This window comes from Staphylococcus sp. FW104-15G4D, from assembly GCF_058790135.1.
The window spans coordinates 444474-465733 of the sequence record NZ_JBYTCH010000002.1; the positions used below are offsets into that span (position 1 = coordinate 444474).

17 protein-coding genes and 1 pseudogene are annotated in these 21260 nt (G+C 33.8%); all 18 read right to left on the minus strand.

The features are described from left to right. Nucleotides 1-183: 183 nt before the first annotated feature. The 18 genes and pseudogenes from AC3WQX_RS08535 to AC3WQX_RS08620 all read right to left on the minus strand — a co-directional run bounded on the left by AC3WQX_RS08535 (nucleotide 184) and on the right by AC3WQX_RS08620 (nucleotide 21224). Nucleotides 184-1554, minus strand: a complete 1371-nt coding sequence (locus tag AC3WQX_RS08535; protein ID WP_049427796.1) for a CitMHS family transporter — start codon at nucleotides 1552-1554, stop codon at nucleotides 184-186. Between the two features lie 246 nt (nucleotides 1555-1800). Then, nucleotides 1801-2400: an adenylyl-sulfate kinase gene (gene cysC / locus AC3WQX_RS08540; protein ID WP_030059184.1), complete on the minus strand. Its 600-nt coding sequence runs from the start codon at nucleotides 2398-2400 to the stop codon at nucleotides 1801-1803. Nucleotides 2401-2421: 21 nt separating this feature from the next. Then, a complete protein-coding gene (gene sat / locus AC3WQX_RS08545; protein ID WP_037550631.1) occupies nucleotides 2422-3600 on the minus strand; it encodes a sulfate adenylyltransferase in 1179 nt (392 codons plus the stop codon). A 23-nt stretch (nucleotides 3601-3623) separates the two neighbouring features. Further along, nucleotides 3624-4523 (minus strand): sulfite exporter TauE/SafE family protein, encoded by a 900-nt coding sequence (locus AC3WQX_RS08550; RefSeq protein WP_037550633.1) that lies wholly within the window; start codon nucleotides 4521-4523, stop codon nucleotides 3624-3626. A 23-nt stretch (nucleotides 4524-4546) separates the two neighbouring features. Next, nucleotides 4547-5155 (minus strand): NAD(P)-binding protein, encoded by a 609-nt coding sequence (locus AC3WQX_RS08555; RefSeq protein WP_030059188.1) that lies wholly within the window; start codon nucleotides 5153-5155, stop codon nucleotides 4547-4549. Between the two features lie 83 nt (nucleotides 5156-5238). Next, nucleotides 5239-6018 (minus strand): uroporphyrinogen-III C-methyltransferase, encoded by a 780-nt coding sequence (gene cobA, locus AC3WQX_RS08560; RefSeq protein WP_023351043.1) that lies wholly within the window; start codon nucleotides 6016-6018, stop codon nucleotides 5239-5241. A 21-nt stretch (nucleotides 6019-6039) separates the two neighbouring features. Further along, nucleotides 6040-7758, minus strand: coding sequence for an assimilatory sulfite reductase (NADPH) hemoprotein subunit (gene cysI, locus AC3WQX_RS08565; RefSeq protein ID WP_213667900.1), 1719 nt, complete (start codon nucleotides 7756-7758; stop codon nucleotides 6040-6042). 19 nt (nucleotides 7759-7777) lie between these two features. Further along, nucleotides 7778-9643, minus strand: coding sequence for an assimilatory sulfite reductase (NADPH) flavoprotein subunit (locus AC3WQX_RS08570; protein WP_037550636.1), 1866 nt, complete (start codon nucleotides 9641-9643; stop codon nucleotides 7778-7780). Nucleotides 9644-9914: 271 nt separating this feature from the next. Next, a complete protein-coding gene (locus AC3WQX_RS08575) occupies nucleotides 9915-10646 on the minus strand; it encodes a phosphoadenylyl-sulfate reductase (protein ID WP_037550639.1) in 732 nt (243 codons plus the stop codon). A gap of 208 nt (nucleotides 10647-10854) precedes the next feature. After that, on the minus strand, nucleotides 10855-11340 hold the full coding sequence (locus AC3WQX_RS08580) for a glutathione peroxidase (RefSeq protein WP_037550641.1): 486 nt from the start codon (nucleotides 11338-11340) through the stop codon (nucleotides 10855-10857). 12 nt (nucleotides 11341-11352) lie between these two features. Next, nucleotides 11353-11617 (minus strand): annotated as a pseudogene (locus AC3WQX_RS08585) (NAD(P)/FAD-dependent oxidoreductase); the annotation flags it as partial. A 441-nt stretch (nucleotides 11618-12058) separates the two neighbouring features. Further along, complete coding sequence (locus AC3WQX_RS08590) at nucleotides 12059-12784, minus strand: zinc ribbon domain-containing protein (RefSeq protein WP_030059196.1); 726 nt, start codon at nucleotides 12782-12784, stop codon at nucleotides 12059-12061. 231 nt (nucleotides 12785-13015) lie between these two features. Beyond that, nucleotides 13016-14140: a hypothetical protein gene (locus AC3WQX_RS08595; RefSeq protein ID WP_037550643.1), complete on the minus strand. Its 1125-nt coding sequence runs from the start codon at nucleotides 14138-14140 to the stop codon at nucleotides 13016-13018. Then, nucleotides 14140-15324 (minus strand): hypothetical protein, encoded by a 1185-nt coding sequence (locus AC3WQX_RS08600; RefSeq protein ID WP_030059198.1) that lies wholly within the window; start codon nucleotides 15322-15324, stop codon nucleotides 14140-14142. The genes AC3WQX_RS08595 and AC3WQX_RS08600 overlap by 1 nt, the downstream gene beginning before the upstream one ends. A 135-nt stretch (nucleotides 15325-15459) precedes the next feature. Continuing rightward, complete coding sequence (locus tag AC3WQX_RS08605) at nucleotides 15460-17052, minus strand: solute:sodium symporter family transporter (protein WP_030059200.1); 1593 nt, start codon at nucleotides 17050-17052, stop codon at nucleotides 15460-15462. Nucleotides 17053-17359: 307 nt separating this feature from the next. Further along, the gene (locus AC3WQX_RS08610; RefSeq protein ID WP_037550647.1) at nucleotides 17360-18232 is read right to left on the minus strand and encodes a DUF4064 domain-containing protein; all 873 of its coding nucleotides are present in this window, start codon (nucleotides 18230-18232) and stop codon (nucleotides 17360-17362) included. 225 nt (nucleotides 18233-18457) lie between these two features. Beyond that, nucleotides 18458-20473: an FtsX-like permease family protein gene (locus AC3WQX_RS08615; protein ID WP_037550649.1), complete on the minus strand. Its 2016-nt coding sequence runs from the start codon at nucleotides 20471-20473 to the stop codon at nucleotides 18458-18460. Between the two features lies 1 nt (nucleotide 20474). Further along, entirely contained in the window at nucleotides 20475-21224 is a 750-nt protein-coding gene (locus tag AC3WQX_RS08620; protein WP_030059205.1) for an ABC transporter ATP-binding protein, read from the minus strand. Nucleotides 21225-21260: the final 36 nt, after the last annotated feature.

Consider the following 21260-nt stretch of genomic DNA (forward strand, 5'->3'; position numbering starts at 1 on the left):
TTACACAATTTAAACCACTTTCATGACAGTAGTTATAGCGATTTAATCAACATCGTTGTTACAGTTGTTGTAATTTATCTGATAATTTTTAGAGTAAATTATTTCATTGAAAAAGGGATGAAAACTTCGTTTCATCCCTTCTGTGATAGCGCCTTCACACTAAGTATATGATTTAATTAAAATCTAAACAGTAACGACGCCCATAAGTACTGCGATGAGTAGTAGCACAATAGCAAATCCCCAAATCCAAAAGAATGCATACTTAATGTAAGTACCCATATTCGCTTCAGCAAGTCCAATGGCTAACCATAATGCTGGTGAAAACGGACTTACGAATGTACCAATAATATTACCTATCACCATTGCATATGCTGTAGAAACAGCTGAAACATGAAATTGACTAGCAGTTTGTTCAACAATAGGTAAAACAGCAAAGTAATATGCATCCGTACTTGTTAATAAATCTAACGGCACACCGAATATTCCAACAATGATATGCAAATATGGACCTACTGCATCTGGAATAATCTTAATAAAATCAGTAGCAATCGCTTTAAGCATACCCGTTTCATTAAGAACACCTAAGAACATTCCAGCTGCAATAATGACTGCCGCCATCATTAAGGCATTAGGAGCATGAGCCTTTAATCGATCCATTTGTTCATCAACACTTTTATAGTTGATAATTAGTGCGAGTGAAGTGCCTATCATGAAAGCAAACTCTGGTGGCGCTAGATTTGCTAACATGATGACGATAACTAAAATCGTTAATACTACATTTATCCATATAATATAAGGATTATTCCTAGCACGGCCTTTAACTGGAAACTTAATATCTTGTTCACGTTCATAAATATTAACTAATCTATGTATATCTACATCTTGCGTTTCTTCTACTTCGCCTTTTTCTATCGCCTTCTTAATAAGTTTCTTTTCACGAAATCCTAAGTATACTGCGAAGATGATTACGAGGACGAATCCAATAATTTGAATTGGAATCAGACCATACCATAATTCATTCACACTTTTCACTTTCAATACTGTTGCCACACGTGCCATAGGTCCACCCCACGGAACCATGTTCATAATTGCTGCACTTAATGCAAGTAATAATATTAGTAGGTATTTATTCATATTTAGCGCTTTATATAATGGAAGCAATGCTGGTATTGAAAGTAGGAAAGTCACTGCCCCAGCGCCATCTAATTGTGCAAATGAACCAATTAACGCAGTCATAACACAAACAATAATCACATTACCTCTCGTCATTAATATCAATCGCTTCACTAAAGGCTTAAATAATCCACTATCAGTCATAATGCCAAAAAAGATGATGGCAAATATAAACATTATGACAACGTTCATAACTTGTGATAAGCCCTTATCAAAGAATTTTACTAAATCTCCCACACTGTACCCCAATATCATTGCACCGATACATGGTATCAATGTCATGCCAACAACCGGGCTAATTTTCTTCGCTATGAGTAAACCTACAATTGAAACAATGATCGCTAACCCAATCATCGTTAACCATATATTATCTCCATGCATATTTAACATCCCCTTGTATTAACTCCGCTATGTCATACGTAGGTTTAATAAGTATTACTATACACAGATGTATAAAATTTTAATCATCCCCCAATAAATCATTCCTCATCATACTCGTTAAATCCCCTTGTATTTTGTAAGCGCTTTCTATAATTGTAACAAAGATTTTCAAAATAAAAAATATGTATAGACATATAACAATTCAAACATAAAGCATGTATGTTCATTGACATACATGCTTGTGAGTTAAATATATTGATGTTGCTTAAGGTATTGAATCACACGATCAACTGATTGATCAATTGATTCATGTTCAGTATCTAAAATGATTTCTGGATGATCTGGAGCTTCATAAGGGGCGCTAATACCTGTAAACTCAGGAATTTCTCCAGAGCGTGCTTTCTTATACAATCCTTTAGGATCGCGGTTCTCACATTCTTCAACACTACATTTCGTATATACTTCTATAAATTCATCATCTTTGAGAATCGCGCGTACATTATCGCGATCTTGTTTATACGGTGAAATGAAAGCTGTCACAGTGATTGAACCTGCATCAACCATGAGTTTGGCAACTTCACCTATACGGCGTATGTTTTCAGTACGATCTTCAGGACTAAATCCTAAATTTTTATTAAGACCATGACGCACATTATCCCCATCTAAACGATATGTTTGCTTTCCTTCATTGAATAGCGCTTTTTCTAAAGCGACAGAAACGGTCGATTTACCTGAACCAGATAACCCCGTAAACCAAATAACTGCACTTTTATGACCATTACGATTTTGTCTTTCTTCTTTCGTCACTTCTGAATCATGCCAAGTAATATTGTTAGATTCACTCATGCTATCTCTCCTTTTACTTTATTATTTTTCTCGTAAACCTCTAATTAGTACTTCAGCGACTTCTGGTCTTGAAAATTGAGTCGGCAAGGATTCTCCGTTACGTAATTTTTCTCTAACTTTTGTACCACTTAAATGTAAATGTTGAGAGGCATCATGAGGGCATGTCTTAGCCGTCGCCATATTACCGCATGCTTCACAATAAAAAGCATGTTCAAATTTTAAGATTTGAATATCTAGTTCATCTTCAAATTGAGTGATAAGCTCTTGCGCTTCATATGTGCCATAGTAATCACCCACACCCGCATGATCACGTCCCACTATAAAGTGTGTACAACCATAATTCTTACGCACTGTTGCGTGCAATATTGCTTCACGAGGGCCGGCATAGCGCATTGCTGCAGGATAAATCACTAGTCGTGCTCTATTTTCAGGGAAATAATTCTTGAGGATAGCTTGATAACTTTCCATACGAACATCAGCAGGTATATCATCTGATTTAGTTTCTCCAACTAAAGGATTGAGAAGTAATCCATCTACAATTTCTAAAGCTGATTTCTGGATATATTCATGTGCACGATGAACTGGATTTCTAGTTTGGAATCCGACAACCGTTTTCCAACCTAAATCATGGAATAATTGTCTTGTTTCAGATGGATCTAGATGATAATCAGAAAATTCATCATGTTTAGGGCGATTGATTAATTGAATAGGTCCAGCTAAGTACACATTACCTTTTTCATACACTTTCTTGACACCTGGATGTTGTTCTTCAGTAGTTCCATAGACTAATTTTGCTTCTTTTTCTTTATCGTACGTGTACTTCTCTTCTAATTTTAATGTTCCATATAATTCACCATCTTCACCGTATAAAGCAATGTCATCACCAATTTCTAATTGATTCGCTTCTTCTTCAGATACTGGTAAAGTAATGGGAATACTCCATACTAATCCATTTTCTAAATGAGTGTCTTCAACAACTTTGGTATAGTCTGCTTTATTCATAAATCCTGTTAACGGACTAAAACCACCAATACCAATTAATTCTAAATCTGAAATACCCCAAGGATTTAAAGTAATTGATTTATATGATGATGCTTCCTTAATTAAACGTTCTCTTTCCTCACCTTCAACAACTCGGTTAATTAATTCACCACCATGTGGTTGAATTGTATAGTTAATTACTTCTTCATTTTTAGACATCGTTTTATAACCCCTTTATCCAATTAATTATATTTGTTTACTCGGCTTTTCTTGTAAGAAAAAGACAATTTCTTGTTTCGAATCACCTGAACGATGAGTAAAACAAAAATTGCTGCTAAAATAATACATCTAACTGTATTTGAGATTGTTGTATCTTTAATGAAATAACTTAATAATGCATTACTATTTGTGAAAATAATTAACCCACCCACACATATTGCTAAAATATTTATAGGTAAAATTTTAACTAAATATGCTGAAATTGGAGCAGCAAGCATGCCACCAACACTTAGTGCAATGACAGCAAACCAGTTAATCTGAGTTAATCCTAAAAATATAATAAAACTAATTGCTGCAGAAGATGTAACAAAGAATTCACTAGCTGAAACCGTACCAATCGCATAACGTGGTTGAATTTTCTTGCTTGAAAGTAAGAGCGGTGTATTCACTGGACCCCAGCCTCCACCACCGATAGCATCTAAGAAACCTGCAATCGCACCTTGTGGAATCACTTTGAAACTACTCAAATCACCAACATGCGTATGGTGTTCATGTGTTCTTTTAAATAAGAATTGATATAAAATATAGAATCCCATGCTTAATAAAAAGAGTGCAATGAATGGTTTAATGTAATTACCGTGAATAAACGTTAAAACGCCTGCACCTATGAAGGCTGAAATAGAACCAGGTATCGCAAGCTTTAACATCGTTGGCTTATGAACATTTTCAAATTTCCAATGAGATGTACCAGAAGCTGCAGTGGTAGCAATTTCTGAGAAATGAACTGTTGCAGAAACTACTGCTGGCGCAATACCATAAGTGAGTAAAATGGATGATGATGATGCACCAAATCCCATGCCGAGTGACCCATCTACAAGTTGTGCTAAAAATCCCGCTATTGCGAATATTAATACTTTGCGCATATATCAAATGCCCCCATTCTTCATTAAACCTGTGATTGAAGCCATCGGATGAATTCATGTTGCTTATTCTCATCTAAATATGTGTCTGATAAAATTTGTTCAAGTAACGCATGTTTATCAGATGGCTCTATGCTGAGTGCTTTAATGTATTGTCTACTTTCATATAGAAATTGAACATAAGTTACATACTCCTCATTATATGTATCCTCTAAATGATTAATAATACGTTGTCCTAACTTTGGACTCGCACCTTCAGTGGATACACTAATCGTTAAGCGATCCCTTCGAAAAACATTAGGAAACGTAACATTACCTAATTCAGCTTGTTCTGCATGATTAAATAACACATGTTCAGGTACTGATAACCTTACCTCTTCATTGACCTCTGAATGATTGGTAGCAGCAATTACCATATCTGCCTCTTCAATATCAGTAGGTTCGAAACGTTTTTCCAAATAAGTGATGCGCTGAGTTTCAACCCATTGTGCTATTTGATTAGTGATAACCGGGCTTACAACGTGAATATGTTCTGTGTAATTTAACAATGTTTTAATACGTCGTGTAGCAATTTTCCCACCACCGACAACAACAACTTTTTTGTTTGTTAAATCTAACATTAATGGCATATTCACGGTAAATCCCTCCTCGTATTTGTCATATTCATCTTACTATTTTTCTTCATTTTCAGAAAATAAATGATAAAACTAAAACAGTCCTATTTAGATGTCACTTTAGGAATTGACAATTTGTTTACATCAGCTTGCTCCACAAACCAATTGATCTTCTCTCGCATATGGACTACATCACCAATGATGATCATAGCTGGGTTCGTTATTTGATGTGCCTTATCTACAATATTACCAAGTGTACCAGTAATCGTTTTTTGTCGTATTGATGTACCCATGTGAACGAGTGCGACTGGCGTTTCTGATGAACGACCATGTTTCGTTAATAAATCACAAATTTCTGGAAGTCGTTTAACTCCCATATAAACGCATAACGTTTCTGGTCCATTCGCTAAATGTTCCCAATATTGTTCTTTATCCATACCTGGTTTATTGACTGCGGTTACGAATGCGACAGATGAACTAAAATCTCTGTGAGTGACAGGAATACCTGCGTATGCTGGTGCAGCAATACCCGATGTAATACCAGGTACAATTTCAAACGGAATATTGTGATTTGCTAGTACTTCCGCTTCTTCGCCACCTCTACCAAAGACGAAAGGATCGCCACCTTTTAATCGTGTAACAGTATGCCCTTTCTTAGCTAAAGTGACCATCATTTTATTCGTTTCTTCTTGTGGTAATGAATGCTTATTAGGATCTTTACCACAATAAAAGAATTTAGTGGAAGGAGAGGCGAATTCTAAAATTTCTTTATTAATCAAACGATCGTAAAGAATCACATCTGCTTTTTTAATTGCTTTTAAACCTTTAATTGTTAATAAATCAGGATCACCAGGACCTGCACCAACTAGAAATACCTTGCCCATATTAATCACTCCCCCTTTAGATTAGCTATGGAAGTCGCGACCATCATGGACTTTTGCTACCACACCTGAACGTATGACGAAATCACCAAAGTGCTCGCCTTCAAGTCGTTCTTTACCGTAACTCATCAACAATGGACGTAAACTTTCTAATATTTCATTTTCACCGATATTTTCTTTATACAATTTATTGAGACGCTCACCTTTGAAGCCACCACCTAAATACATGTTATATTTGCCAGGTGCTTTTCCGATAAATGCGACTTCAGCAAGTGCAGGTCTTGCACAACCATTTGGACATCCTGTCATACGAATTGTAATTTCTTCTTCCTGAACTCCAGCTTCATCTAATAAATCTTCAATTTTAGAGATTAAAGATGGTAAGTATCTTTCCGATTCTGCCATCGCTAATCCACAAGTTGGAAAGGCTACACATGCCATAGAGTTTCTACGTAATCCAGTATAGTTCTTACCATCTGTAAGACCATACTTATCAATGATAGCTTGGATTTCATCTTTTTTCTCAAGTGTAACGTTAGCGATTACTAAATTTTGATTCGGTGATAATCTGAAGTCACCTGTATGCATTTCAGCAATTTCTCTAAGTGCTGTTTTCAATTTATAATCTTCAGTATCTTTGACTCGTCCATTTTGAATAAACAACGTAAAATTCCAATTGCCATTACCCTCAATCCAACCTAAACGATCACCATTATGTTCAAATTCAAAGTCACGTGCATCTTCAATATCCCATCCTAATCGACGGTTCAATTCTTCTTTGACCCAAGCTTCACCAAGACGATCGACTGTATATTTAAAGCGTGCATTTTTACGATTTTCACGATTACCGTAATCTCTTTGAATTGTTAAAAGCTTTTCACAAACATCTACAGCTTTTTCTTTTGGTATGAATCCTATTAAACGCCCTAGTTGTGGATACGTTTGAGTATTACCGTGAGTCATACCCATACCTCCACCAATCGTGACATTAAATCCTAGTAATTCATCGTTATCTACAATAGCAATAAGTCCGATATCTTGTGAATAGACATCGATATCGTTAGAGGGTGGTACAGCAATACCGATTTTAAATTTACGTGGTAGATACGTATTACCGTATATCGGCTCCTTTTCCTCACTGGAATCTAATACTTTCTCGCCATCTAGCCAAATTTCATGATATGCGCCAGTTCTTGGAAGTAAATGATTACTAATGTCAGTAGCATATGTGTTCACTTCTTTGTGAACTTTTGATTGATAGGGATTTGGGTTACACATCGTATTACGATTTACATCGCCACAAGCAGCTATTGAATCTAAGACAGAGTCGTTGATCTCCTTCATAGACTGTTTTAAGTTACGCTTTAAAATTCCGTGAAATTGAAATGCCTGTCTTGTGGTCAATTTAATCGTTTGATTAGCATGATTATTAGAGATGTCATCCATAGCAATCCATTGATCTGGTGTCGCTTTCCCCCCTGGTACACGAACACGTATCATAAAACTATATGCTGGTTCTAATTTTTGTTTACGACGTTCATCTCTTAAATCTCTATCGTCTTGCATGTAACTTCCGTGGAACTTTAATAGCTTAGCGTCATCTTGTGAAATCGAGCCCGTAATTGGATCGGCAAGCCCTTGTTCGATTGTTCCACGTAGAAAGTCACTGTCGGCTTTTAAAAATTCCATTTCATCAAGATTCTTATCAAGTTCTTCTGAAATTTGTTTATTTGTTCTAGCCATGTATCCCCCATCCTTTCTATTAATACACGTCTCGTTGATATCTCTTATCTCGTTTCAATTGCTTCAAGTATTCTTCTGCATCTTCTTCAGAAAGATTTTGTTCTTTCACTAATACATTACGAATAGCTTGATGAACATCCTTAGCCATCTTACTCTCATCACCGCACACATAAATCGCTGCACCATTTTCAATCCATTGGTTAAATTGCTCACTATTTTCAGCAATTTTATGCTGTACATACACTTTTTGATCCGTATCTCTTGAAAAGGCCACGTCTAACTTAGAGAGGGTGCCATCATCGAGCCATTCTTGCCATTCAGTTTGGTATAAGAAATCAGTAGTGAAGTGTTGTTCACCAAAGAATAGCCATGTGTGACCTTCAAATCCTAGCTCTTCACGTTCTTGCATATACGATCTGAATGGCGCAACACCAGTTCCTGGACCTATCATAATCACTGGGGTCTCTTCGTTTTGAGGGAATTTAAAATTTGGATTACGTTTCAAGTAAATTGGAACCGTATCACCTTCTTGAATTCTCTCCGCAAACTGTACTGAGCATACACCTGTACGATCACGACCATGCGCGTTATATCTTACAGCGCCCACCGTAATATGCACCTCATCAGGCGTTGCTTTATAACTACTTGAAATTGAGTACTCTCTCGGTGGTAACTTTCTGAGTAATTGATACATATTTTCTGGCTGAAGTTCAGTTGTTGCAAAATCATTTAATAAATCAATGAGGTCGCGACCTTCAATATAATTTTGAATCCATTCCTTGTCTTGAACTTTCTCGCTAAGTTCATCATTGTTAAAGAACGTTGCCGCATTCTCAACTAAAGGTTTTGTTAACTTCGTTATTTCAAAATGAGAAGTTAATGCATCTTCAAGATTAAGTGTATCGCCATCTTCATTAATTAACACTTGCGTGTCCGGACTCCATCCTAATGTACTGACGAGCAAGTCGACGAGGGCTGGATCATTTTGAGGTAAGACAACAATACAATCGCCAGGTTCATATTCTTCACCGAAATTATCAAGTAATAATTCAATGTGTCTTGTTTCTTTATTTGAACCTCTACCATTTAAATTAATATTCGTTAAGACTTCGGCTTCATAAGGATTAGACTTTGAATATTTCTTCTCCTTTGCGGATTTAATAGACTCACTTACCACTTGTTCACTGTCAGTGCCTGCTGGTGTTGAATCTATCGCATTGATGACATTCGCCATCCACTTTTCAGCATCTTCATCATAATCAACATCGCAATCGACACGGTCATAAATTCTCTCAGCACCTAATTCTGCAAGGCGGTTATCAAAGTCTTTACCAGTTTGACAGAAGAATTCATAAGTTTGGTCTCCTAATGCTAAAACTGAGAATCTTACACCATCTAATTTAGGCGCTTTACGACCATGGATATATTCATGCAATTCTACAGCATTATCTGGAGGGTCACCTTCCCCATGCGTTGCAGTCACAATAAATAAATCTTCAACTTTCTTAAGATTTTTAGGCTTGAAGTCGTCCATAGATTTAAGTGTGACATCATTTCCAATGTTAGATAAACGTTCTTCAAAGATTTCTGCTAACCCTTGTGCATTACCTGTTTCAGAACCATAAAGAATAGTAATCGAGCGTTGTTCTGGCGTTACTTCAGGCTCTTTTCGATGTAACATGGCTTCAGTTTCTTGACTTACTGAAGACGTTGAAGATGATGCTATATTGTCAGAAGCTCCCTCACTCGTAGCATTCGATGATTGGTTTGCCATGAGGTAGCCACTTAACCAAGTTTGTTGTTCTGGTGTTAAAGTTTGGAGTAATTCATTAATCTGTGCTGCTTGCCCTTCAGTAAAGGGGCTATTAGTGACACTTAAGTTCAATCATATACACCTCTTATCTTAATTATCCCGATATTTGATTATATTTATTTCTGAAAATGTTTCCAATATCGTTTATTCTAGTATGTACTAAATATTCACGACAGTAAATGAAAGAGAGTGATGCACAATACATCTATCCCTATTCATTAACCGCCGAGAATCATTTTATGTTTCAACAATTTTTAAATGAGTTTTACTATAACAAAGTAAGTTTTTGGTTATATCTTATCGGAATACTATGTTTTAAAGTCAAAAAATTTTGATTACCTTATTATGGTTTGTCTGCAACATGTAAGCCACATTCAGTTTTTTCGAAATTAGACCATCTGCCAGCACGGGAATCATTTGAGTCAAATACTGGTGCAGTGCAAGGGATACAACCGATACTAGGATAATGTTGATCATGCAATTCATTGTAAGGTAAATCATTACTCTTGATATAGTCCCAAACCTCGTCTTCAGTCCAATAAATAAGCGGACATACTTTAACTGATTTAAATCGTTCATCTTTATTAATAAAGTCCGTGTTTGCACGTGTTGGTGATTGGGCACGTCTTAATCCTGAAACCCATGCTACCGCGCCAGATAAAACTTCCTCAAGTGGTTTAATCTTGCGAATATAACAACATTGATTAGGATTATTCTTCCATAGAGCGGGATTATATTTATCAGCCTGTTCTTCTAATGTAAGTTCTGGTTTTTTCATTTTAATTCGAAGTCGTGGATATTTCTCTTTCACTCTATCAATTAAATCGTAAGTTTCTTGGAAATGTAAGTCTGTATCTAAAAAGACGATCTGTGCATCTGGTTTAATTTGATAAATTAAATTGATAAGCACCATGCTTTCAGTCCCAAAACTACATGAATAGACGATATCGTCACCATAGATTTGGTAAGCCCATTCTAATATTTGGTAGGCACCTTTGGTTTGGTCGTCAGCATCGATAGTGTCGATAAAAGGATCACCCGTAAAACTATCATACGTAATCTTATCTACTGACATCAATTTATGATCCCCCCTCATTTCATAAATTCATTCAAACACTTAAATTCCTATCTGAATTGTCAGAATAATTATGTTTACTACTTTAACTACTTTTAATTTGAAAGTCAAGATACCAGTGTAAATATTCATCATTAATTTTAAAATTAAATACTAAAAACTCTCTTAAAAGTCACTTCGACTTAAAAGAGAGCTAACACATCATCATTTATTCATTTAATAATTCTTTAATGAATTCCTCCATCTCTTCTGGAGAGTCATAAGGAAGATACTTGCCTACTACTTTACCCTCTCTATCAATAACAAACTTTGTAAAGTTCCACTTAATTTGCGAACCAAATAATCCAGGTTTCTCGCGTTTTAAAAGCGTATATAAAGGATGTTCATTGTCACCATTTACAATTGTTTTCGAGTGGATAGGAAATGTAATACCAAACCGTCGACGGTAAGTATTGTAGATTTCATCCATCGACCCAGGTTCTTGATTGTCAAAGTTATTACAAGGAAAACTTAAAACAACTAATCCATCATTTTTATATTTTTGATATAACGTTTCCAATCCTTCAAATTGATCGTTTAATGCGCAATTAGTTGCTGTATTTACGATAATAAGAACCTTTCCTTTATATTCTTCTAAAAAGTAAGTAGAACCGCCACACCTTTCTACTTTTATATCATAAACACGCTTACTCATTGAGATACACCTCTACATCATTGCGAATTTTAATAAATCAATAACGCCACTAGATGCTCCAGGGAAAGCAAAAATATTTTGAATTAATTTTTGAGCTGTCATTTTGTTATTAATAATAAATTTACTAAACCACTTGCATTATTACTGTGAATTTCTACAATCATTGCTTGTGATTATCTAAGATAATAGATATTTCCGCTTCAGTTTTATTATTATACTCAGAAATCATTTGTTTACCGCGTGATACGGCAAATGATATCGACTTCGACTCCTTTTTAAACATGACAGATACGAATTCTATACATATGATACCCGCTACAATAAAAGTTATACTTTTATGACTTCGTTACCTCGTCTTAGCGAACAGTATTTCGGACTGTTTAACATTTAATTCTTAGTTTCTTTTCATTAAATAGGTCTAATTATTTATTCATGCCATTGTGAGTTTAAGTGTCCTTAACTCATAAAACAAGTCACACGAAATATTACGAATTGGTTAAACCAAACCATTTAAATTCTCTCTTTCATAATTGCGTCAATCATCGACTCACATGATAAGTTTAAAATATAACTAGTTTTCTAGTAACATGTGTTACTTATTCACACATTCACCTCTTTTCAATCGAGTACGATTGGTTGAATTCTATTACATTGTATTTCACAATTCAAAATATTTGCATAATTTTATATAAACAAATAGAGTTGCTTTCGCAACTCTCTATAATTGATCAACATTTTCGATAACAGATATTTTCCCATTTTTAACATTAACTAATACAGAGAAATCATTATCTTTATTGCTATCATAGATTAATTGATTTGGCTTTCTGTCATCAGGTTCGTTATATTTTTGGATAAATTGATCTTCTGAAATATCATTAGGGGCCACCCCTACATGAACAACTTCATCATTCTCATACGCAACTGCTAAGTTCCCATACTTTTCGTAAGTATAATTTGAACTATCAACATTTCCATCGGATTTACCAAATTTTTCTTCAACTTCTTTACGTGTCATACCTGTATATATACCTTGATAACCACTCGTTGACGCAGATTTCATATACCCTTTATCAAATGCTGTACTAAAGACATCAATATGCGGACCTTTAGAAGTTGAATCTTTCTCACTTTTTGAATCATTTGTATTAGATGGACTTGATTGAACAGATTCTGATGTCTTATCATCATCTTTGACATAATGTTCATAAGCATAATATGCTCCGTAAAGCATAGCAGCAATGAATCCTATAAAGATGAGTGATAATAAAATAATTAAACCTGTTGGCTTCTTACTACGAGATGCACGTTGTAAGTTGTAGTTAGAATGGTTTTGGTTATAATGAGGTGGGTGATTTTGATATGATTGCCTAATATGTGCTCCACATTGATTACAAAATGATTGGCCCTCTTTTAATTGATGTCCACAATTTGAACAGTACATAACTAACCCTACTTTCAATTTTTACTCAAATTAAGTTGTTAAACAATATTTTAAAATATTTTTTATAGAAAATCTATGCTCTTAATAGTTGAAAATACTGTTATTCATCTTGCTTCTAATTTTTAATATAAATTATGAAAAGAGTTAGTTATAAACAAAGCCACTCCCAAAATTATGGAGTGGCTTTATATACAATCATTCATATTATACATATAAATTTATGTCATATTCTTATTGAGTTTTATCATGGGTATCTTCGTAACGAATACGTTGTCGATAGCCATACGTACTTTCTTTAATTAACTGATCATTTAATAAACCTGCACCTATAGCACCTGCAACTGTAGAAACAGATGCTGCAAACCAAGGAATACTTAAATAAAGATCTGGACCTGCTGGACCTTTAAGACTTACTTGTTGTCCTAAAAAGTCTGCTGGTAGCAACACTAACTCTGCAATCAAGAACAGAGTATATAAAATAATATAGTAAATGATAATGGCAATAATTAACGTCATAATTGTCGTAGCATTATATAACCAAGTTATCCTTTTATTTTTACTTGATTTAACAGATTCCCAAAGATCGTGAGACATCATAATCCATATTAACATGCCAATAATCGCGATAATGGATATACCAAATAGACGCCACATTGAAAAGTTATTGGCCATTTTCCACATCGTTGTAAAGACAAGCCCGAAAGCGCCTGTCGTAAAGGCAATGGCAACTATATTACTTAAACTTGCCATCATATTTAATGGGTTATTAGCAAATGTCATACCACTGACAAGTCTAAACATACCTCTAGAACGAGAACTTGATAAATATCTTAAATGATATGACTCAGTTTCTTCTAAATACACTTGAGTTTTATCTATTTTAGAGAGAGGAAATTGTTTTTTAACGGATGTCTCTATATTGTTATTATCATCGTAATTACGACTTTCGTGTTCTGCTTCATGGAGTTCTTGAATGATACTAAGAATTGCTTGTTTAAATCTATTTTTTACTGGGCGCCAGCCAAATGCTGGATATGAGAAGATTGCTGCGCCGTTATACATGTTGATATCTAATGCCATCACTTGATGATCAGCAAACATCGGCAAGTCAGTAATTGAAATGACGTAATCCCATTGACGCTTATCATGATAATCTGCAACTTTCTTAAATATTTCATCTACAGATTCTGCGAAGCCAGTTAATGGATCTGTAACCAAATCAAATGTCCATTCTTTTTCGTTGTTGTATTGTTCAGACAACATATCTGGCAACTCTTCCATCAAACTTTCTGCTAGACGTTCTGTAACCCCTGGCGCTACAACTAGTCCAACCGTTCTTTTCTCCAAATCTGCCATTACTCATCCTCCTCTCTGTGACCTTGTTTTTTACCTTCATATTGTTCATCTTGCTGATCATTACTTGAAGCTTGTTGTTCAACTTTCTGATGTGATACGTCTTGAGATTGTTGTTGTTCTTTTTGTTCTTCTTCTGCCTCTTTATAGCGATGATATTGTCTATATGAATACGTAATGCGTCGTATTTTTTCTTCATCTTCAACTGTAGAACCCATAGCGCCTGCTAATAGACCTAATGACGCGACAAACCAAATCAATCTTAAATAATTAGTAAAGGTAAATTGAGCCTTTGCACTTGTCCAACTATTAAATAAATCAACTGGTACAAATAGCGTAATACTGATAATGAGTAAAATGTATAGAATAAAATAATTCATTAAAGTAATCACACTCAATGTAACTAGTGTCGTTGAGTTATAGATATAACGATAAACGCGTTGGGATTTCGCAGTCTTTCTTTCTAATAATTGATGTGCGTATAGTAACCAACCTGCCATACCTAATATCGCAATAATCATAAGCAGTATAAGTCTGAAAGGTGAATAAATGACACTGAGTTCCCAAGGCATAGAGAAAATTGAAATATACGTACCTGTAGCAAATGCAACGGAGATAATCTTTTTAAAATTAAAGATATTCTTCCATGGCTGATTGGCTCGTGTTAAACCACCAATAAGTTGAATCCAACTAATGATAAATAATGTATTAATGTAACGTCTTTTTTCAGATTCATCTTCATTAGGTTCAACTGATTTCATGCGTACAAATGGATGTGGCGCATTTTTACTTTTCGGATCTTCATAGTATAACTGTTCAATCAAAGATGTCACAGTCTTAACTAATTTACTGTTCAAACCCATAAAGCCAAGTGAAGGTAGAGATAACATAGCTACTTGCTTATCATTATTATAGTCACTAATCACGACTTTATTATCAGAAATACTCGGTAAATCAGTTAAACAGATGACATAATCCCAGTGATGGTCGTCCTTTAATTGAGCGGCCTTGTCCACACTTTCATGTACATCTTCAGCTGAACCTATCATTAAATCTACTTTAATATCGAAGTTCCAATGGCTATCACCTTCGATACGTTCAGTAAGCAATTTTTTTACTTTTGGTATGATTCTCTTCGCATGATGATGTGCAACACCTGGTGAAGGTATGATGCCGACTGTATGCATATGCGTTAGAACCTCCTTTCGTTTTTCATTTTCAGGAAAATTAAATTTAATATAGATAAAGTGTACGTTAACACTACCTCTAGCGTGCCAACGTACACTTCTATTCATTCATTTATCAAGTTCCAATTGTAACATTTATTTCGCAAGTACGAGTGGTGAAAAGATGATATAACTTATTACCACTAATGCCAAGATAATTATTCCAGCAACATAGCGATATTTCCATGGTGTCATATCGACCTGTGCTTGACGTGATTTTAAGTCATATTCACTAGAAGGTTTAATCTTATTGAAAATTAATACAATAATTAAATCTACAAAGAATAATACGCTGAATGTATATAGATAGTTAATTTCTGTAAATACGAGACTCACAATCGCATATATTATAATGTGTGTAGCAAGTGCAACTTTAGCACCTAACTTAGATGTCTTCTTAGAATAGAATGCGACAAACACAAGTACGAGTACTGGCATACTATAAACACCATTGAATTGTTGTACAACAGCGTATAAACCACTTGGGAATAATGAAATGACTGGCGCAAGCCCTACTACAATTGCGCCAATAACGATTGTCGCAATGTGACCTACACGTGCAATATGTTTATCAGATTTATTCTTTCCAAAGATGGGTTTATAAAAATCAAGCGTAAGTAATGTCGTTGTACTGTTTAATGAACCTACAAATGAGCTTAAGATTGCTCCGAAAATCACGGCACCAAATAAACCGAAAGCCCAATCAGGTAGTACTGAACTTACAAGCGCTGGATACGCATTGTCTGGAGTTTTAATACTGCCATTAAAGTAGTTGTATGCAACTACTCCTGGAAGCACTGTAAATAAAGGCCCGAACACCTTGAATAAACTTAAGTATATAGCACCTTTTTGTGATTCCTTTAAGTTCTTAGCAGCAAGCGCTTTTTGAACAATCATTTGGTTTGCGCACCAGAAGAATAAATTGTTGAAGAACATACCGAAGAATAACGTAGGCCATGGCACAATATCAGAATCGATTTTACCGAAGCCATTCAATTTCTCTGGCGTTTTTTGAACCATTTTATCGAAACCATGGATAAAATTACCGTCACCTAGATGTCCGAGACCTAGAATTGTAATCGCAAGTCCACCGATAATAAGCGCCATACCATAAATAGAGTCACTGAATGCGCTAAGAGATAAACCACCGACAAATAAATAGATGATTCCTACAACGCCTATGACCAAGGAAATAATGATAACGGCAGTTGTACTGCTTACTCCTAAATATTTATCAATGTTAAACATTTTGTTGAACACGAGTGAACCAGAGTAAAGTACAACGGGTAAGAATGAAACGACGTATGTGAAAATAAATAAGATAGATACAAATCGCTTAGTAAAAGTATCATATCTTAATTCTAAGAATTCAGATATAGTCGTAACACCATATTGTAAATATTTAGGTAAGAAGACCCAAGCTAATAGTACAACCGCTACAGCTGCAGTAACCTCCCATGCCATAACTTCCATACCTTGTGAATAACTTTGTCCATTCTGTCCCACGATTTGCTCCGTAGATAAATTAGTCATAATAATCGTCGAAGCAACTGTGAATCCTGTCAGACTGTTACCTCCCATAAAGTAACCATCTGAACTATCTGTTTTAACTTTTTTCGATTGTAGATAAGCGTATAATGAAATACCACCTACTACCAGAATGAATAAGAGTATCGATATCCAATTCATCCTCAATAATTCCTCCCTCAATCATTTTGAACATTAGCATGCAAAAATATATAGACTTAAATATAATCATTTAAACTTCGTTTTTAAATGTACATTGAATTGTGTGCATCGAAAAATTCTAGACTAATTCATTAACATTTTCAATAGTTGTATGTAAATTTCATTTTCGATAATAAATCTGTTCAAAGTTTTATATTATATAATAGGAAGAAACTCGTTCATCATATATTTATAGATATTGAAAAAACCGACCCACTCATTTTGGTGGATCGGTCTTTGTACTTAATAAACTTATACAGTTATTAATTTAATATTTAAATGGATTGTCTTCTTTTTCGTTTTTACGATGACGCTCTTCTTCTTTAATAAAATCATCACGTTTAGTGTCATTAGAATTAAAATCATGATGATTATCTTTTGAATGATTGTTTAAATCACGAGACTCTCTGTCACTATTGTGTGAATATTGATCTTTAATTTCTTGTTGTTCTTGCTTTTTGTCATCACCAGATAAAATAAATGAGTTATTCTTCTCATTAACTTGTCTGTTACCATTTTCATAGTGCTCATTATTTTGATAATTGTCATGAGAATGTGTATTATCATGAGCATTATGGTGATCATGATTATGATGATTGTCGTCGTGACTATGATTTCTATCATATTCATTATGATTGTTATTGTAATTATTGTTTCTGTCATATTCATTGTGGTTGTTATTTCTATGGTGCTCATTATTTGCATAGGCATTGTGATTATCATTGTATTGATGATTTGGATCATTTTTAGGTTTACGTGCTAATAGCATGATACCTGCAATTATCCATAAAATACCTGCTAAGAAACTTGAAGTAAGTAACGCAATAACACCTACGATTAATAAGATGATACCTGCAATTTTAGATTTTTTACTGATTAATAATGTAGCAATAATTGCAAGAATTAATAATACTATAAAACCAATGATGTACCATGTACCCATACTTGATAACATTCCATATGACTGATTAAGTTGGTCAGATGATACACCTTGATTTGAATCTTGAGTATTATGAATCATTTCATGTTTAAAATCTTTATTACCCATCATTGAAACCATTAAAGCAATAAAACCTAAGTATAAAAGATGGAGTATATTTCCTATCCAAGATAGAACTTTTTCAACAGTACGTTTTATCATGTTTATAATTCCTCCTTTGCAAGATATTTGTTTAATACCCTAAAAATTTAGATTTATTCTTAAAAATTAAAAAAAGAATTTAACATTTTATTTGAAGTTATTAATTTCATGAAAATATAAAGGTCATTTCAATTAAATTTAAAACAATATTAGCACTAGAAATACAAGTTTTATAGTGTATAAAAAAGACTAAGACACGATAAGCATGTCTTAGCCTTTGAAATATTAATGTTTATTATTAATGATCATATAGTAAATACGTGAAGTTACCCAGTACATAAGAGAATATATAGCGATAAATGCTAAAGTAACTCCTATAAAGCTTGTAGCAAATACTCCACTATTTTTAGGTGTTATAAATCCAAGAAGATTAAAAATAATTTTGGAAGCAACTAAGGTATGGATAATTGCTACAATAACAGGTATTGAAAATATCCATATAATTTGTTTATTGATAATTTTCTTAATTAAGTCTTGTTCAAGTCCAATTTTTCTCATTACTTCATATTCACGTCTATCATCATAACCTTCAGAAATTTGTTTGTAATACATCATTAGGAAGATAGCGATGAATAATACGAAGGATACCACAGTCCCGACAAATATCAATCCGCCATTAACGCCAGTCCACTCCTTTTCAAATCTGGGTCTATCCTCTACAAACGCTCCATTATTGCTATTTTTATTTATTTTATTTATTTGAGAAGCACTGAGTTTTTTATCCCCCATAACATTGAATTCTAAAAAAGATCGTGGATAGTAGTCATCATCTTTAGAAAAATTATTTAGGTAATTATATAACTTTTCTTTAATTTTATTATTTTTCGTTACTAAATAAGCACCGTCCATAAAATTTGATAGTGTATTTATATTCATTTTCTTAATATGCTTCAACCTATATTCAGTTCCATTGATTTTTATTTTATCTGTCTTATTTAAAACGGAATTATCTGTATTAATTGCTATCTCATTACTTTTAAGACTTAAGTTAGGGTGATATTTATTATAATCATTAAGTGTCATAAAATATGTCGTAATATAGTGAGGTACTTCTTTAGATAAATAGAATAATCGACCATCAAACTTTTTTGAGTTCGGCCTTAATATAGTGTTATTTTTATTATTTACAAATTCAGCCTTATTGCTTTTTAGACTATACATTTTAAAGGTATCGGTTTTAACGTGCCTTTGAATATCATTTTCTAATGAATCCATTATTTTTTTTACTTTTTTATCTTTATGAACGTCTCCACTCACGCTGATAAAATATTCATTTGGCCATATTTGATCTATTCGTTCATTGAAACCTCTATAAGTGTGAATTGTCATACCTAAAGTAACTATGAGGAATGTAGCTAATAATGATATAGTAGCTAAGCTTACTGCGTTAGATTTTAATCTACTTCTCAAATTAGATACAGTAAAAAAATTATTAGTCTTGTAATAAAAGTTAGGTATTCTTTTTAACCAATCTAATATTAATACGCTTAAAGATATAAAGAGGAAGTATGTTCCTATAAAAACACTAAGCATAGCTACAAATATACTTGCTAATGAACCAATCATAGTATTGTTCTGTAAGGCAATACTATACCCAAACCCAGTTAGAAGAATTCCTAATAACAATGAAATGTAAGTAAAAATTTTAGACGTTTTTCCAGTTTTTTTACTATTTTGGTTAACTAATTTAAGTGGACTTTGAAAGGTTACCTTTATAATATTTATAATATTAAGCACGATTAAAACTACCACTAGCATGATTAAAGTTATCCACATTGCTCTAATATCAAACGGGTAATCAACTAAACTTGCACTCTTCCCTATCCATATTTTACTTATAAGCATAAAAAATAAAGAACCGAACAAGTATCCCCCAATTAAACTTATACAACTAATAATTACGAAATTGATCAAAGATTCAATAACCAAAGAAACTTTTATATGTTTTTTCTCCATCCCTAAAATCATGTATACAGCAAACTCTCGTTGCCTTCTTTTAATTACAAAGTTATTAGCATATACAACAAATATTAACGTCAACATAGACATGAGTACATTACCTAAAACAGCAAATAGCGGAAGCGTGACGCTGTGTCGCTGAGTATACGTATTTTGAGTTATCGATATTAATATATACTCAATACCAAACATGATACTCACAGCAATAATAAACGGAATAATAATATGACGTTGTGTGACATACCCACGTTTTATCATTTTCCATATCATCTTGAATGTCACACTAATCACCTCTTCCATTTAGGATAGCTAAGCTATCTGCAATCCGTTTCTGATATTCATCTCGAGATTCTTCACCACGATAGATTTCATGATAAAGTTTCCCATCTTTAATAAAAATAACTCTTTCGGCATATGACGCATCGATATTAGAATGTGTCACCATTAAGATAGTTTGATTATTTTGGTTAATTTCTCGAAATAATTTCATAAGGTTTTTAGAAGTTTTGGAGTCTAGTGCTCCAGTAGGTTCATCGGCTAGTAATAATTTAGGCTGAGCGATGAGTGCGCGTGCTATAGCAATTCGCTGTTTTTGCCCGCCTGAGATTTCGTATGGATATTTGTCCAACAAATCATTAATACCTAATTGAGTGCTTATTGTTTCAAGTCGTTCATTCATTGTTTTAGGACGTTCATTAGAAAGGACAAGTGGCATTAGAATGTTGTCTTTATTGGTCATAGTGTTTAAGACATTAAAATCTTGAAAGACAAATCCTAAAGTTTCTCTATGAAAACGGGCAACTTCTTTATTTCGCAGTTTGTTGATTGCGGTTCCATTAAGCGAAATAAAACCTTCTGTTACCTTATCGAATGTCGCAATGAGATTGAGTAGCGTAGATTTTCCCGAGCCAGATTCACCCATGATAGCTACAAACTCGCCGTCATCAATTTCTAAATTCATATTATTTAATGCGGTAGTTGAGTTAAGTCCTCTTCCATATACTTTTTTTACATTTTTCACTTCTAATAACATCACGAATGCCCCTTTCTCATTTCACTTAATATCATA

Bases quoted from the DNA above. Each gene is read 5' to 3' on its own strand.
- AC3WQX_RS08535 (WP_049427796.1), bottom strand. From the start codon at position 1,554: ATGCATGGAGATAATATATGGTTAACGATGATTGGGTTAGCGATCATT.
- cysC (WP_030059184.1), bottom strand. From the start codon at position 2,400: ATGAGTGAATCTAACAATATTACTTGGCATGATTCAGAAGTGACGAAA.
- sat (WP_037550631.1), bottom strand. From the start codon at position 3,600: ATGTCTAAAAATGAAGAAGTAATTAACTATACAATTCAACCACATGGT.
- AC3WQX_RS08550 (WP_037550633.1), bottom strand. From the start codon at position 4,523: ATGCGCAAAGTATTAATATTCGCAATAGCGGGATTTTTAGCACAACTT.
- cobA (WP_023351043.1), bottom strand. From the start codon at position 6,018: ATGGGCAAGGTATTTCTAGTTGGTGCAGGTCCTGGTGATCCTGATTTA.
- cysI (WP_213667900.1), bottom strand. From the start codon at position 7,758: ATGGCTAGAACAAATAAACAAATTTCAGAAGAACTTGATAAGAATCTT.
- AC3WQX_RS08575 (WP_037550639.1), bottom strand. From the start codon at position 10,646: ATGTCAGTAGATAAGATTACGTATGATAGTTTTACGGGTGATCCTTTT.
- AC3WQX_RS08580 (WP_037550641.1), bottom strand. From the start codon at position 11,340: ATGAGTAAGCGTGTTTATGATATAAAAGTAGAAAGGTGTGGCGGTTCT.
- AC3WQX_RS08590 (WP_030059196.1), bottom strand. From the start codon at position 12,784: ATGTACTGTTCAAATTGTGGACATCAATTAAAAGAGGGCCAATCATTT.
- AC3WQX_RS08595 (WP_037550643.1), bottom strand. From the start codon at position 14,140: ATGGCAGATTTGGAGAAAAGAACGGTTGGACTAGTTGTAGCGCCAGGG.
- AC3WQX_RS08600 (WP_030059198.1), bottom strand. From the start codon at position 15,324: ATGCATACAGTCGGCATCATACCTTCACCAGGTGTTGCACATCATCAT.
- AC3WQX_RS08605 (WP_030059200.1), bottom strand. From the start codon at position 17,052: ATGAATTGGATATCGATACTCTTATTCATTCTGGTAGTAGGTGGTATT.
- AC3WQX_RS08610 (WP_037550647.1), bottom strand. From the start codon at position 18,232: ATGATAAAACGTACTGTTGAAAAAGTTCTATCTTGGATAGGAAATATA.
- AC3WQX_RS08620 (WP_030059205.1), bottom strand. From the start codon at position 21,224: ATGTTATTAGAAGTGAAAAATGTAAAAAAAGTATATGGAAGAGGACTT.